The following is a 15,322-nucleotide window of genomic DNA, read 5'->3' as shown; positions in this document are numbered from 1 at the left end:
CCCTCCTATTTTCCGCTCAACTGAGCCACTAACTTAGATTTCAATTCATCCATAGATTTGCAATAGCCCAAGGATGGTACCGCTAGTGAAAGTTCCACACTTGGCGGTTTCGTAAGGCCTAAATCTTGCAATTCATCCGTAGACTTTTTAAATAATTCTTCTGGACTGCCATCAAAGGCTACGGTTTGGTTGCCCATGATGATAGCACGGCTACATTCGCTAGCCATGATTTCCATATCATGAGTAATGAGAAGGATCGTGATACCTTCTGCATTGAGCTGACGCAATAATGCTAATAGCTCTTTTGTTTCCTTACCATCTTGACCACTTGTTGGCTCGTCAAGGATGAGGATTTTAGACTTCATAGCCAAGGCGGAAGCAATAGCTACGCGTTGCTTTTCACCACGGCGCAATGTCGGAGGGTATGCTTCACGCAAGTGGGCAATACCTGTACGTTTCAATACTTCATCGACGATGCGTTTCGCTTCGGATTTAGTGTGACCCAAAGACTCAGGGCCAAAGGCAACCTCAGTGGCTACAGTGGGTCTAAACATTTGACGATCTGGCTGTTGGAATACATAGCCGATAAATTGCCCCCGTTTAGACGGCGGCATGGACGTAATGTCCCTACCGTTATAATACATGCGGCCTTCGCTAGCCTTTTCGAGGCCTACGAGCAAACGAGTTATGGTCGTTTTACCGCAACCATTACGACCACCGATGGCGATATATTCGCCTCCTTCGATGGTGAAAGTCACGTCTCGGAAAATATCTACGGATGGCACATAGCCAAAGCGGATGTTTTCAACCTTAAGCATGAGCACCACCGTCCTTTCCTTGTACATCATCAACACGTTGAACTGGTTGTCTATTTTCTACTATATTAGAATGATCAGCAAAATTATCTACTAAATTTCTTTGATTAGCTGGAGAGTTGCTTTTACCATGTACCTCGGTTTGAATAGCATGAGCCATTTCAATTTGATGCAAGCCCTTGATAGCAGACTCGATGCTGAGCCAAGGTTCATCACTGTGGAAACCGGCTTGTTCTAGTTCCATATAGGTTGTAAATACAGATGGCAATGCATCGACGTGAATGTTGTGCTCGTACATGTAACGAAGCGTAGTAGGTACATCGTCATCACATGCGATAGAGCCATCTACCATGAGAGCCATGCGGTTAGCGTACGGCAATACAGCATGCAAATCATGGTCGATAACGACAACGGTGATACCGTGTTTTTGGTTCAAATCACCTACGAGGCGATATAATTCGGCGGTCCCATCTGGATCAAGGGAGCTAGTCGGTTCATCAAGAACAAGTACAGTTGGATTCGTAGCCAATACGGAAGCAATCGCCAAACGTTGGCGTTGACCACCAGATAAACTTGTAATCTTGCGGTCTTCTAATCCCACAAGACCAACTTGTTCAAACACCTCTTGAGAGCGAGAGGTAATCGTTTCACGGTCGTAACCACGGTTTTCCATGGCAAAGGCCACTTCTTCACGAACCGTCATCGTTACGAGCTGTGTATCGTAATCGGCGAGAACTACACCGATATGGTTCGCTAGTTCTGGGATTTCCATTTGTGTGGTCGCATGACCATCTACAAAAATCATGCCTTCTAAGCGTCCACCATAGAATTTAGGCACCGCCCCTACCATCGCCATACAAAGGGTGCTTTTACCACAACCGGCAGGACCTGTAACAACGAGGAAATCTCCTTCATTTACATCGAGATTGATGTTTTCAAGGGATGGGGTAGTCGCCTTTGGATGATAGTAATTAACGTGTTCAATAGAGATTTTAGCTTGGCGCTCAGGCAAGATAGTCAAGCGACTATGGTCAGATGTCAATTGATCCGCATTTGGCAACATGCCACGTTTAGAAAATAGACGTTGTGCCGGAATATACAAAATTGGCGTAATGGCACCATTCAAGGCACCTATGATGAGTACCAATGGCCACATGCCGTACATGTACACATTATTTGGCAACCCAAGCACTTGCCACAAAATGGTAACAAAGATACCACCAGATACAACAGTTGCTAAAAAACCAGACACGACAGGCGTTAAATCAAAACCACCAATTTTACGGAACTTCATGGACAACATAGCGCGCGTTACGAGAGCCGCCGTCAAAGCACCACCTGGCTCAGACAACAAGTTGCCATAAGGGAACGCTGACTTAGACGTCAATACATTGATGAGGGCCGCCACGAGGCCAATCCCCAAAGTTTGACTCAAACTAGGACGAGTTAATAAAATAGCTACGCAGTACGTAGCAATCGTCCAGTTCGGCGTTACCCCAGCCACACTAGGGCTCACCAAATGCAAAATCGTGCCCAATGCGAGCATCAATGTGCTGACAGTAACCCATCTAAACTGGCCACCCTGCACATGCGTATACACAAGATCTTGAATCCGTTCCATAATAGCCTCTTTTCTAAAAATGAATATATACTGTTTATTGTAACATTCTTCGAAGACTTTTGCACGTGCTAGGGTATGGATAGTAAATTAAAAGAGGCTACCCAAGTAGCCTCTTTTCTCAACATTAATTCATCTCCAAAATATTGGTAATATTGATATTATATACAACTGATTCAGGCTCTTATTACTTCTCAGAGCTAAATCATTTCTCCCCTTTAATAAAAGTATAGCACACAGGCACTACAAACAGTGTTAGCAGCGTTGATGTCAACACGCCGCCGACAATGGCAAAAGCCATCGGAGCTCTTGTTTCAGCGCCTGGTCCAAGGCCGAGCATAATTGGAATCATCCCGAAGATCATAGCAAGGCTTGTCATAAGAATGGGACGAAGCCGCACCTGCCCAGCTTCGATGAGCGCATCATGTACAGAATGGCCCTTCCCGATTTGTTGTTTTGCAAAATCTATGAGAAGAATCGCATTTTTTGTAACAAGTCCCATGAGCATCATAATACCAATTAAAGATATCAAGCTAATATCATAGTTCCCTAAAAATAGAAATAGAATAGCCCCGATTGCCGCTAATGGTAATGCAGGCATGATCGCTATCGGCTCTGACCAGCTTTCAAACTGAGCAGCCATAACCATAAAGATAAATAAAATACCTACCACGAGAGCGGTCCCCATGTTACCAAAAGCGGTATCCATATCGGTAGCCGTACCGGTTTGTCTGATTTGGTAGCCTACTGGCAACTGCATGGCTTTGGTTTTGTCAGTAAAGATTTCGCCGAATTTACCTAAATCCGTCTTTTCAAGATTTGCCGTAATACGCACCTCTTTTTGACGGTCATAACGTCTAATCTCACTTGGTTCTTGAGAGTAATTCCAAGATGATATTTGAGATAGCGGCAACATTTGTGTTTTCCCATCTGCCGTAAGCTTAGAGCTTGCTACGTATACCGATTGTAAAGAGTTCATATTTTCACGTGCCTCTTTATCAAGTTTAAGCCGCACATCATTCAATTCATTCCCATCTCGATATTTGCCTACAATATTACCATAGAACATGGTTTGTAATGTGTTCCCCACTATTGCAGAAGATATCCCAAGATCATCAGCTTTTCTATCATCTACTTTTACAGTCATCCCAGGGACAATAACACCCCCACTACGCAAGACATCTCGAACGCCAGGAATCGTACCCATTGTATCGGCCACATCTCGCGATACACCTTGCAAGGTATGTACATTAGGACCGGTCACGGAAATGGCAACAGGTTTACCTTCGCCTTCCCTTATATCGGCTCGCATACCAGGTACTGCGTTAATAGCGGCACGAACATCGCTGGCGACCGCACTTTGGGATTTAGTGCGTTCTTTTTTGGGAACAAGACGTACATATAATTGCTGATTTTCTGCTGTTGCTGTCGCATATACATGACTGACCTCGGGCAAAGTTTTCACAATATCCGTTAATTGTTTCGCCCGTTCATCAGATACCTGTACAGATGCGCCCGGCAAGTTTTGTACGGTCACTATAAACTGAGATTGATCCGTCGACGGAATAAAGGATGAACCCATCAATTGTATTAGCCCCATACTCGCTACAAAAAGACCGATTGCTGTTAAAAGGACCGTTTTTCTACGAGTCCGTAAAATCACATCCAATGTTTTTCCATACAATTTTGTAGTTCTATCAAACCAATGATTCCATCGATTCCATAAAGGCTTCAGCTGTCTTGGCATCGAAGCTTCACCAACAGGCAAATACCGTGCCGCCATCATCGGCGTCAGCGTAAAGGAAATAAATAGAGACACGAGTACTGCAAAAACAATGGTAATACCAAACTGCTTATAAAGTTCACCATCAGCACCATCTACCATCCCTACCGGCAAGAATACAGCCACAACTGTAAAAGTTGTAGCTAATACGGCGAGTGTAATTTCTTTAGCGCCCTCGAGAGTGGCTGTAAATGAGTCCGCTCCTAACTCACGATGACGGATGATATTTTCAATAACTACAATGGCATCGTCAATGAGAAGACCTACAGATAAGGACATACTTAAAAGGGATATAGTATTAATAGAAAATCCCATCAATTTCATAAAGAAGAAAGCGCTCACGATAGATGCAGGGATGGCAATGGCACTGATAATCGTGCTTCGCCAATCGCCGAGAAACCACCATACGATTATAACCGCAAAAAAGCCACCTACGGTAAGGTCAAACCATACATCCTCAATTGACTCTACAATACGTTCCGAATCATCACGAACCATATGAATTTCTACGCCCTCTGGCAGAGATTCTTTCATTGATTCCAATTCAGCTTTAACGCCTTTTGCCACATCTATCGTATTAGCACCGGACTGTCTCCCCACCTCGATAACGATAGCCGGCTTACCATCATAACGGGCTAAATCCGTTCGTTCTTTGATACCATCTTTCACAGTTCCTATTTGCCAATATGGAATGGCTACACCACTCCGTTCACCAACGGTCACATCATAAAATTGGTCAACCGAAGTAAATTTATTATTACTGCGCAAAGATAGTTGACCGGACTCTTGCCCTAGCTTACCAGCCGGTATGTCCTGATTTGCCCATTGCAATCGCTCAGTTACGCCGGTCAGAGATAAGCCCGTGCCATTCAACTGCTCTAAGTTAAGCAACAATTGAATTTCTCGTTCCTCTTGTCCGACAATACGAATTTTACCTACACCCGACACCTTTTGAAGGCGTAGATTTAATACATCTTTCGTGAAAATACTCAACTCACGTATGCTCGCCTTTTCGCTTGTAATGGCCAATGCCATAATAGGCGTTGCATTCAAATCATACTTAGCGATCACAGGTTCTTTAACACCTGTAGGTAAGTCATCGCGAACTGAGTTTACCTTATCCCGTACATCTTGGGCCGCTTGATTCGGATCAATACCAAAGTTGAACTCCACATTTATAGTTGCATAGCCTTCATTGGAAACAGATTCAATATGTTTAATCCCCTTTACCTCTGCCAGAGCATCCTCAACCTTTTGTACGACCTGTGAATCTACCTGCTCCGGTTGGGCCCCTTCATAAGTGATATTTACCACCACAAACGGAGATGCCATATCAGGCATTTCTTCTACCTTCATCTTTTGATACCCCATAATACCTAGCACAATAAGCGCTAGGAGGAGGACCGTTGCAAAGACAGGGCGTTTAATGCTTATTTCAGGTAAGTTCATTAGCCCTCCTCCTTCCATGAAATAAGGGCTTTATCTTGCAATCGATCTGTCTGATCTAAAATGATGCGATCCCCCACATGTAAGCCTTTTACGATTTGAATGTTATCCGCTTGTAGCTCACCGACCTCAACAGAAACTCGTTTTGCCTGATTTCCGTCCACAACAAAGATATAGGATAAGCCCTTTTCTTGAACAATGGCGGTCTTAGGGACCATGATAGCTTTCACTGGTGTTTCATCCGTCATTTTTACAGATACGAACATCCCCGGTTTAATGAGGCCTTCCGAATTGAGAATGGTCACTTTTACACGGAACATCCGATTTTCAACACCTGCCACCGGATTAATAACCGATATGGTGCCCTTAAATACACGGTTCGGATAGGTATCAATTGTAATATCTACGGTATCACCTATCTTGATGTCTTTCATCCATTTTTGCGGAATCTGTATCACTGCATTTACAGTACTGATAGCCTCTACAGTCATGACCTGAACACCAGCACCTACATTTTGACCGATCGTAAGATTTCGATTCGCCACCACACCGTCGGATGAGGCCCGTACCGTTGCATCATCCACGCGTTTTGCAGCCGTACTCACATTAGCACGGGCGGAATCCACTTCAGTTTGGGCCGCTATGAGGTCGGTCCGTGCTGCGTCCATTTGTTGCTGAGAAATCGCGCCTTGCCGAACGAGGGTTTCATATCGGTGAAAGTTGGTATTCGCTTGGTCATATTTTGCCTCTACTTGATAAAGTGCATTATTAGCAGCAATTACCACATTATTGAGCTCCACCGTATCAAGTTTAAAGAGAGGATCACCTACAGAAACCATGGAGCCATCATCCACATAAATTTGTACAACCTGACCGGATATAGGACTGCTGATAATAGATGAAGTAGCCCCCTCTATGGACCCCGTCAACATAGCCTCTGATTTCAAGTCCCCTTCTTTTACTACCTGTGTATGTACTGCTAATGGTTGTTGTTGCGTATCTGGTTCATCAAACAAATCTACTACACGGCTTACCAACATACCAATAAACACTATTGTAATCACACCAATGGCAATCCATTTCGTTAATTTTTTACAATCTTTCATAGCTACCCTTTCTCTTTATGCATATACCTGAGCTCCAAACTATGTCATGTATAACTTCTACAAAATCTATTTCTATTACCTTTATTGACTGCGGTCAGTATAATTTAAAAATATATGTGCAGTAAAAATTACTGCACATACTTATAGGAGTACACCTGATTCCATACCAAGAACATGTTCAATGAGACCATATCCCATGCGCTTACCTTCATCATATACGCGCATTAACTGCTCATCTTCTTTACAGATGTATAAACAGTCAATAATAGACCAAAAATAAGTAATAGTTACTTCGACATTTTGACAATGCATACCCCCCTCAGCAATACCTAATTCAATACACTCCATTAAGACGGGAGAAAATGCATTTTGTAATACCTTCCACAATCTTTGCATGATGCGCACTTCGCCACATTCACACAGTTTAGTAAAAATGGGTTCTAATCGATTTGGTTCATCAATCAAGGCCAATAATTGTTTCATTCGATCGATAGCACCTAATCCAACCTGTTGAGGTTTTACTCTATCGATAATAACAATACACTCTTCTTCCATCAAGGCAACAAGAGCATCCTCTTTCGTTGGAAAATAATAAAAGAATGTTCCCTTTGCTACACCCGCACGTTTAACCAGATCCGTAACAGTAGTCGCCACATAGCCTTGCTCCGAAAAACACTCAAAAGCGACCTCTAACAGCTGCTTTCGCCGTTCCTCTGGAGATAAGCGCTCTCTCATAATAGACCTCCTCCATATTATGCCTTTATTTTTACATTACTATATCACACGCTATTGACTACGGTCAATAATATTTCAACTACTAATATTAAATAATAAATTAATGCACACAAAATAAATACGTCCACTATCTTGGTGTATAATTATTATAATTTCCATATACTATTTATTATTTAATTATAACTATAATTATAATGAGCTCATTATTTACCTTACCAAGGAGGTTCCTCATGGCACAAGCATTAATCGTAATCGATATACAAGAAGGCTTAGTTAACGAAAACCCTTATGATGTCAAAAATCTTATCACTAATACAAAAGCAATCATTCAACATTTCAGAGATCAAAATATAGAAGTAGTTTTTATCAGACACTCTGAAGATGAAGGTTTATTAGCAACAAGTAGCGATAATTGGCAAGTCTATCACGAATTAAAACCGCAAGAAAACGAAAAGATTTTCAACAAATATTACAATAGCATCTTCAAAGATAGTGAGTTAAAGGAATATTTAGATAGCAAAAGTATTACCGATTTAACATTCGTAGGAATGCAAGTGGAATTTTGCATCGATACATCTGTAAAAGTAGGCTTTGAATATGGTTATAAAATTACCATCGTCGAAGATGCTATCTCAACCTTTGACAATGAGCATCTACCAGCCGATAAAATCCTATCCTTTTACAAAGAAAAGATTTGGCGAAATCGATTTGCGCAGTTAAAAACAACAAAAGAAACTTTAAGCATCAATTAAATTATGAAAATCTTATAAAGATTTCTATAATTTTTCTCACGTATTTGTCATATATGTATGTTAAAATTTCATCAAATATTTATGCCCGAACATAGGAGGTCTTTTTTATGTATAAGTATATTACGATTTTAGGAGCTGCGGGCCAAATAGCTCAAAAGTTGACTGCTACACTATTAACATATACAGATATGCACATTACATTATATGGTCGTCAGTTGAAAACACGTATACCTCCAGAGATTATCGACCATGAACGTGTTACAGTGATTGAAGGTTCTTTTCAAAACCCTGCTAAGTTAGAACAAGCTGTAACAAATGCGGAGGTTGTATTTGTAGGTTCTATGGAGTCCGGCAGTGATATGGCGTCCATCGTGAAAGCATTGAGTCGTAAAAATGTACGCCGTGTTATCGGTGTTTCCATGGCTGGCCTTTCTGGTGAATTCCCTGTAGCACTCGAAAAATGGACCTTCGATAACTTACCTATTAGCTATGTTCAAGGTGAGCGCCAAGCTCGTAACGTATTGCGCGAATCCAATTTAAATTACACTATCTTGCGTCTCACATGGCTTTACAATGATCCAGAAAAAACCGATTACGAACTCATCCCTGAAGGCTCTCAATTCAACGACGCCCAAGTTTCACGCGAAGCTGTGGTAAAAGCCATCTTTGATATCTTACATGCTGCGGATGAAACTCCTTTCCACCGCACAAGCATCGGCGTAGGTGAGCCAGGTACACACTTCGATAAACCAAGCTTTCACTAATATATAACATTAAATTTAGTAGAAAAGAGAAAATACTATATACCAATATCAGACTATCTCCAATACATATGGAGATAGTCTTTTTATATATCATTTTATGATTAAAGTATCTAGTTAAAACCCTTTAAATAAATACCTCATATATATTTATATACTGCAATTATATCGTTTAAATGATATAATTATGGTATATAAATAATGAACTAACACTTTTAAAACTATAAGGAGATAACTATGGGAATATTACGTGAAACAATACGTCCATCCTCTGATTTACGAAATAAGTATCCTGAAATTTCTAAATCCTTACAGCTTAAAGATGAGGCTGCTATTATTACTGTAAATGGTCGTGGAGACACCGTAAGTCTCGGCTATAATACTTACAATATGTTAAAGTCAAAAATAGAATTACTATCCTCTCTTGTAGAAGGGCAAAACGATATCATTCAAGGTCGTACCACTACACTTGATGAAACTTTCAACAGTATTGATAAAATGCTAGAGCAAATGGGGTAAATCTATGGACTCCCAAACCTACACAATCATTCCTACTGAAAAGTTCAATAAAGAGCTACATCAGCAAATACTTTATGTAGCTATGCAGTTTTCAAAAGAAACAGCTATACAAGTCAAAGAAAATATTCAAAATTCAATTTCAAATCTTATGAATCATCCATATATGGGGACTACACCTAAAATTAGAGCACTTAATGACAGTGACTTTCGAATGTTGATTTTAGAAAAGCTTATTATTTTCTACACAGTTGTAGAGGAAACTAGAACTATTTATTTAATCTCTATACTTGATCAACGACAGGATTATGTAAATATACTAAACGGATTATAACATTTGAACTAAACCAGTGCTTCTTTAAAAATTAAATACCCTTCAAAGTGGTATATCCTAAATCTAATCGGTACATTTTTACTCATGTAACATAGATTTTGGATATACCTTTTTTATTCCTACATTTTATAGATATTTATATAGATAAACTCGCGTATTTAGGCTATACTAATAAATGATTAATATACACTTATAGGTATGTGAAAGCAAATGCCTCTTCGGTTATCAATTATATTTATATATGCAACTTATTGTATAAAACACCTTAGATTTTATGTATAAAAATAAATGATAGTCATTTTTAGTCCCAGTTAGGGCGGAGGCGAATCAAGGAGTTATTATGAATCGCATTGTTGTTATTGGCAGTTGCAACATGGATATTGTAGTCCTCGCGGACAAACGCCCTACTGCAGGCGAAACAATCATGGGCAACGAATTGCACATCGCTCACGGCGGCAAAGGTGCAAACCAAGCGGTAGCAGCTGCTCGTCTAGGTGCAGAGGTTACCATGGTTGGTTGCATCGGTGAAGATGCGTATGGCCAAATGATTTTAGATAATCTAAAAGAAAATCATATCAACACGGATTACATCGTCACTGTTCCAGATACAACGACTGGTACAGCCCACATTACATTGGCGGAAGGTGATAACAGTATCATCGTTATTACCGGCGCTAATGCTAAGGTAGACCAAAGCGTAGTCGATAATGCTTGGTCTGCTATCGAGCAAGCCGATCTTGTGATGGTGCAAAACGAGATTTCTATTCCAACTATTGAATACATCGTTTGTCGTTGCCACGAGGCTAATGTGAAAGTCCTCTTAAATCCGGCTCCAGCAGCCGACCTTGATCCGGAGTGGTTAGAATTGGCAACCTATATTACGCCAAACGAACATGAGCTATCTGCACTCTACCCTAACCAAACTACAGAAGAGACTTTACTAGCTAACGAAAACAAAATCATCGTTACCCTTGGTAGCAAGGGTGTAGGATATGCCGATAACGGTGAAATTCACATTGTACCTGGCTTCAAGGTTGAGCCCATAGATACAACAGGCGCAGGCGATACATTCAACGGTGCCTTTGCAACGGCTATCGTTAATGGTAAAAGCTTAGCCGACGCTCTACACTACGGCAATGCAGCAGCGGCCCTCTCCATCCAACGCTTAGGTGCCCAAGGTGGCATGCCAACAAAGGACGAGGTCGCTGCATTCTTAGCAGAGAATTAACATATTGAATACAAGCTATACATTCTTATGTAACGAATGCATCTGCCCTCTATATAACAGAGAGAGTTAATGAATGAAGCGTTAAAACCTCATTCATTAGAATAGAAAAAGGAGTTATCTATGCAACGACAGGGCATTTTAAATAGTCATATCGCTAAGGTTCTAGCAGATCTCGGTCACACAGATACGATTTGTATCGCTGACTGTGGCTTACCGGTACCTGAAGGGGTTCAAAAAATCGACTTAGCTTTGGATTTTGGCGTACCGAGCTTTGAGCAGGTAGTATCCATCATCGCTAAGCATATGAAATCCGAAGCGATTCATGTGGCAACAGAAATTAAAGAAAACAATCCTAAGGCTTATGACTTCTTGGAATCTACCTTCCCATCTGATCAATACGAATGGATTGAAACGAGCCACGATGCTTTCAAAGAAGCCACAAAACAATGCAAATGCATTATTAGAACTGGTGAAGCATCTCCGTATGCGAACATTATCTTACGTGCCGATTGTATTTTCAGCGATCGTCCATAGAGCAATAGATTAGAGATACTTTCACCAGTCATATAGGAGTAGTTATGGAAATTGTTATGTCAGGCATTGCGAAAGCATTTGGTACAAACCAAGTGCTGCGCGATGTAAGTATTACCCTCAAGGAGGGCGAGGTTCACGCCTTGATGGGCGAAAACGGCGCCGGTAAGTCTACCCTCATGAATATCCTCACCGGTATTCACAAGGCTGACGCTGGTACGATCACCATCGACGGTGTAGAGCGCACTTTCTCGAACCCGAGAGAGGCCGAGCTAAACGGCGTGGCTTTCATCCACCAAGAGCTCAACATTTGGCCCAATCTAACATTGTTAGAAAATCTATATTTAATGAGACCGAAACGCAATAAATTCGGTATGCTCGATAAAAAGGCGATGCTCGCCGAGGCAGAAAACACCTGCCGTGAATTAGGCATCGAATTGCCGCTCACAACGGAAGCAGGCCTTTGCTCCGTCGGTCACCAACAGATGACAGAAATCCTTCGTATCTTGATGTTAGATGCCAAGGTAGTCATCATGGACGAACCGACAGCAGCCCTCACAGAGCGTGAAACGGCGACATTGTTCAAAATGATGCGCAAAATGAAAGCCTGCGGCGTGGCTATCGTATATATCTCTCACCGTATGGAAGAGGTGTTTAGCGAGTGTGACACTATAACGGTTATGCGTGACGGTCACACAATTATTACGAAGTCCACTGCTGAAATTTCTGTAGATGAAGTAGTACGTCACATGGTAGGTCGTTCTATCGACGAGTTCTACCCTGCTCGTACCACAACACCAGGCGAAGTAGTAATGAGCATCGACAACCTTAAACCAGAAGGTTTTGACAACGACATTTCCTTCTCCTTGCGCAAAGGCGAAATTCTCGGCGTAGCAGGCCTCATGGGCGCGGGTCGTACAGAAATCATGCGTGCTATCTTTGGTGTAGATAAACACAATGGCGGTACCGTAACAGTTAACGGCTCCGTTCTCAACTGTAAAAAACCTGAAGATGCCATCAAAGCCGGCATTGCTTTCATCACAGAAAATAGAAAGAGCGAAGGCTTGATTCTCGATTTCTCCATCGGTTCCAATATTACATTACCGAACCTTGGCGAAATTTGTCCATCTCATGTACTGGATAAGGGCAAGCTCAATTCCTTTGCTGACGAATTGTCTAAAAAGCTAGGCGTTAAAACACAATCTATTCACGAACCGGCATCGTCCCTATCCGGTGGTAACCAACAAAAGGTGGTTATCGCGAAATGGGTTGGTAAAAAGCCATCCATTATCATCATGGACGAACCGACACGCGGTATCGATATCGGCGCGAAACGTGATATTTATGATTTAATGAACGAATTAACGAACGATGGTGTGTCCATTATCATGGTGTCCTCTGAGTTACCTGAAGTGCTGGGCATGAGCGACCGCATTATGGTCATTCATGAAGGCCGCGTAGCAGGCATCTTGGACCGCAGCGATGCAACACCGGAATCGATTATGACATTAGCCACAGGAGGACAATAATGGACAGCAAAGCTCTGCAATATGTAAAAAAATTAGGCCCCCTCATCGGCCTCATCCTATTATTTATCATTATCTCTGTCATGAACGACAGTTTCCTTGAATTTTCTAACTTGCGTAACTTGTTACGCCAAGTATCCATCAATGCGATCATCGCCTTTGGTATGACTTTTGTCATCTTAACTGGCGGTATCGACTTATCCGTTGGTTCTATCCTTGCCCTCTCCAGTGCAGTGATGGCCAACCTCATCGTAACTGGTACTGACCCTGTATTGGCTATCGTATTAGCGGCAGGTGCAGGCCTCGTATTGGGCGGTATTAACGGTCTCGTTATTACTTATGGTCGCGTAGCTCCATTTATTGCTACCTTGGCAACCATGACCATCTACCGTGGTGCAACGCTAGTATTCACAGACGGTAACCCAATCTCCGGCCTTACACAAGACCCTCTATTCCACGGCTTTGGCCAAGGGGACATCGCAGGCCTTCCAGTTCCAGCTATCACAATGTTCCTAGCTTTCATCATCCTCTGGTTCGTATTGAGCCGCACCTCCTTGGGTCGTAAAACATACGCCGTAGGTGGTAGTGAAAAGGTTAGTTACATTGCTGGTATTAAGATTGACCGTGTTAAAATCTTCGTGTATGCCTTAACGGGTATGCTCTGTGGTATCGCCGGTGCAATCATCACATCTCGTCTTAACTCTGCACAACCTACAGCAGGTGCAGGCTACGAACTGGACGCTATCGCGGCGGTAGTTCTTGGCGGAACAAGCCTAGCTGGTGGTCGTGGACATATCGTTGGCACATTAATTGGTGCCCTAATTATCGGTACCCTCAACAATGGGTTAAATATTCTCGACGTTTCCAGTTTCTATCAACAAGTCGTAAAAGGTATTGTCATTTTATTGGCGGTTCTTGCAGATCGCAAGAAAGCCTAGGAGGTTCCTATGAAAAAACTATTGTTACTGTTGGCGATGGCTATCATGGTTATCGGTCTTGTAGCAGGCTGTGGTAAAAGCGCTGATAACGGCGGCGACAAAAAATCCGGCACCATCGGCTTCTCTGTTTCCACATTGAACAACCCATTCTTCGTGACTATGAAGGAAGGCGTTGAGGCTCAAGCTAAAGCGCTTGGTCTTAAAGTTAAAATCGTTGATGCTCAAAACGACCCTGCAAAACAAGCAAACGATATTTCTGACTTGCTTGAAAGCGGTGTTTCCGTATTGATCATCAACCCTGTAGACTCTGCAGCTATCTCTACTTCCGTAGAAGCAGCAAATGCTAAAAACATTCCTGTAATCACTGTTGACCGTTCTGCTGACAAAGGCAAAGTAGTAGCTCACATCGCTTCCGATAACGTAAAAGGTGGCGAAATGGCAGCTCAACTGATCGCTGATAAAGTAGGCAAAGCTGCAAAAGTAGCTGAAATCGAAGGTATCCCTGGTGCTTCCGCAACTCGTGAACGCGGCCAAGGTTTCCATAACGTAGCTGACAAAGACTTAACAGTAGTAGCAAAACAAAGCGCTGACTTCGACCGCACAAAAGGTTTGAACGTAGCAACAAATATCTTGCAAGCTAACCCAGACGTACAAGCTATCTTCGCTCATAACGACGAAATGGCATTGGGTGCTATCCAAGCAGCTAAATCCGCAGGCAAAGCAATCTTCATCGTAGGCTTCGACGGTACTGCTGACGCAGACAAAGCTGTTCAAGACGGCACATTGGCTGCAACAATTGCTCAACAACCAGACCAAATGGGTAAAATCGCTATCGATACAGCTCAAAAAGTTATCAAAGGCGAAACTGTAGAAGCTAAAATCCCTGTAGATCTTAAAGTTGTTAAAAAATAATTGTAAATAGAAACTGGGTACAGAAAAAAGAGTCGCATCCTTTGATGTGACTCTTTTTATTTCGGCTCTTTCTCTAAAAACACTTTAAAGAACTCAATAAACTTTGGCAAATACACCAAATTGAGATAATTCTGTATCCATATCAAAAGCAATTATTAAATTGGGTTCATTTACGATTTCATACATCCTATTCACACTCCACAAACAAGAACAATTTCATTTATTATAACGTAACTATATGTAAAAATCATAACCACCCGTAAAATGGGTGGTTTGCTCTGACCCTATAAGGGTCTTTCTCTAGTGGTGGCCCTCTAAAGA

At 41.9% G+C, this 15,322-nt stretch carries 14 protein-coding genes; 9 read left to right on the top strand and 5 right to left on the bottom strand.

Annotation, left to right across the window (positions count from 1 at the left end; genetic code table 11):
* Positions 1–5: 5 nt before the first annotated feature.
* The 5 genes from Q7O55_RS01765 to Q7O55_RS01745 form a co-directional block, all read right to left on the bottom strand.
* Entirely contained in the window at positions 6–818 is an 813-nt protein-coding gene (locus Q7O55_RS01765; RefSeq protein WP_303927858.1) for an energy-coupling factor ABC transporter ATP-binding protein, read from the bottom strand.
* Positions 811–2,436 (bottom strand): tryptophan transporter, encoded by a 1,626-nt coding sequence (locus tag Q7O55_RS01760; RefSeq protein ID WP_303927857.1) that lies wholly within the window; start codon positions 2,434–2,436, stop codon positions 811–813. Before Q7O55_RS01760 ends, Q7O55_RS01765 begins: the two co-directional genes overlap by 8 nt.
* 202 nt (positions 2,437–2,638) lie before the next feature.
* The gene (locus Q7O55_RS01755; RefSeq protein WP_303927855.1) at positions 2,639–5,665 is read right to left on the bottom strand and encodes an efflux RND transporter permease subunit; all 3,027 of its coding nucleotides are present in this window, start codon (positions 5,663–5,665) and stop codon (positions 2,639–2,641) included.
* Positions 5,665–6,768 carry an efflux RND transporter periplasmic adaptor subunit gene (locus tag Q7O55_RS01750; RefSeq protein ID WP_303927853.1) on the bottom strand — a complete coding sequence of 368 codons (1,104 nt, stop codon included), beginning with the start codon at positions 6,766–6,768 and terminating at the stop codon, positions 5,665–5,667. The genes Q7O55_RS01755 and Q7O55_RS01750 overlap by 1 nt, the downstream gene beginning before the upstream one ends.
* A gap of 141 nt (positions 6,769–6,909) precedes the next feature.
* Entirely contained in the window at positions 6,910–7,503 is a 594-nt protein-coding gene (locus Q7O55_RS01745; protein ID WP_303927852.1) for a TetR/AcrR family transcriptional regulator, read from the bottom strand.
* Between the two features lie 230 nt (positions 7,504–7,733).
* Here Q7O55_RS01745 and Q7O55_RS01740 point away from each other — a divergent pair, with 230 nt between their 5' ends.
* The 9 genes from Q7O55_RS01740 (at position 7,734) to rbsB (ending at position 15,001) form a co-directional block, all read left to right on the top strand.
* Positions 7,734–8,255: a cysteine hydrolase family protein gene (locus tag Q7O55_RS01740; protein WP_303927851.1), complete on the top strand. Its 522-nt coding sequence runs from the start codon at positions 7,734–7,736 to the stop codon at positions 8,253–8,255.
* A 107-nt stretch (positions 8,256–8,362) separates the two neighbouring features.
* Complete coding sequence (locus tag Q7O55_RS01735; protein WP_303927849.1) at positions 8,363–9,019, top strand: NAD(P)H-binding protein; 657 nt, start codon at positions 8,363–8,365, stop codon at positions 9,017–9,019.
* Between the two features lie 234 nt (positions 9,020–9,253).
* Positions 9,254–9,535, top strand: coding sequence for a type II toxin-antitoxin system Phd/YefM family antitoxin (locus Q7O55_RS01730; protein WP_278472901.1), 282 nt, complete (start codon positions 9,254–9,256; stop codon positions 9,533–9,535).
* Positions 9,536–9,539: 4 nt separating this feature from the next.
* Positions 9,540–9,866 carry a type II toxin-antitoxin system RelE/ParE family toxin gene (locus Q7O55_RS01725; RefSeq protein ID WP_303927847.1) on the top strand — a complete coding sequence of 109 codons (327 nt, stop codon included), beginning with the start codon at positions 9,540–9,542 and terminating at the stop codon, positions 9,864–9,866.
* Positions 9,867–10,206: 340 nt separating this feature from the next.
* Complete coding sequence (rbsK, locus tag Q7O55_RS01720; protein WP_303927846.1) at positions 10,207–11,094, top strand: ribokinase; 888 nt, start codon at positions 10,207–10,209, stop codon at positions 11,092–11,094.
* 120 nt (positions 11,095–11,214) lie between these two features.
* Positions 11,215–11,628 carry a D-ribose pyranase gene (rbsD, locus tag Q7O55_RS01715; protein WP_303927844.1) on the top strand — a complete coding sequence of 138 codons (414 nt, stop codon included), beginning with the start codon at positions 11,215–11,217 and terminating at the stop codon, positions 11,626–11,628.
* A gap of 44 nt (positions 11,629–11,672) precedes the next feature.
* A complete protein-coding gene (locus Q7O55_RS01710; RefSeq protein WP_303927842.1) occupies positions 11,673–13,154 on the top strand; it encodes a sugar ABC transporter ATP-binding protein in 1,482 nt (493 codons plus the stop codon).
* A complete protein-coding gene (locus Q7O55_RS01705; RefSeq protein WP_004697939.1) occupies positions 13,154–14,089 on the top strand; it encodes an ABC transporter permease in 936 nt (311 codons plus the stop codon). The genes Q7O55_RS01710 and Q7O55_RS01705 overlap by 1 nt, the downstream gene beginning before the upstream one ends.
* A 9-nt stretch (positions 14,090–14,098) precedes the next feature.
* Positions 14,099–15,001 (top strand): ribose ABC transporter substrate-binding protein RbsB, encoded by a 903-nt coding sequence (rbsB, locus tag Q7O55_RS01700; protein WP_303927840.1) that lies wholly within the window; start codon positions 14,099–14,101, stop codon positions 14,999–15,001.
* The last annotated feature ends 321 nt before the right edge of the window (positions 15,002–15,322 follow it).

The organism is Veillonella parvula, assembly GCF_945949885.1.
Classification (GTDB): Bacteria; Bacillota; Negativicutes; order Veillonellales; family Veillonellaceae; genus Veillonella; species Veillonella parvula_B.
This window is presented reverse-complemented; position numbering and strand designations above follow the sequence as displayed.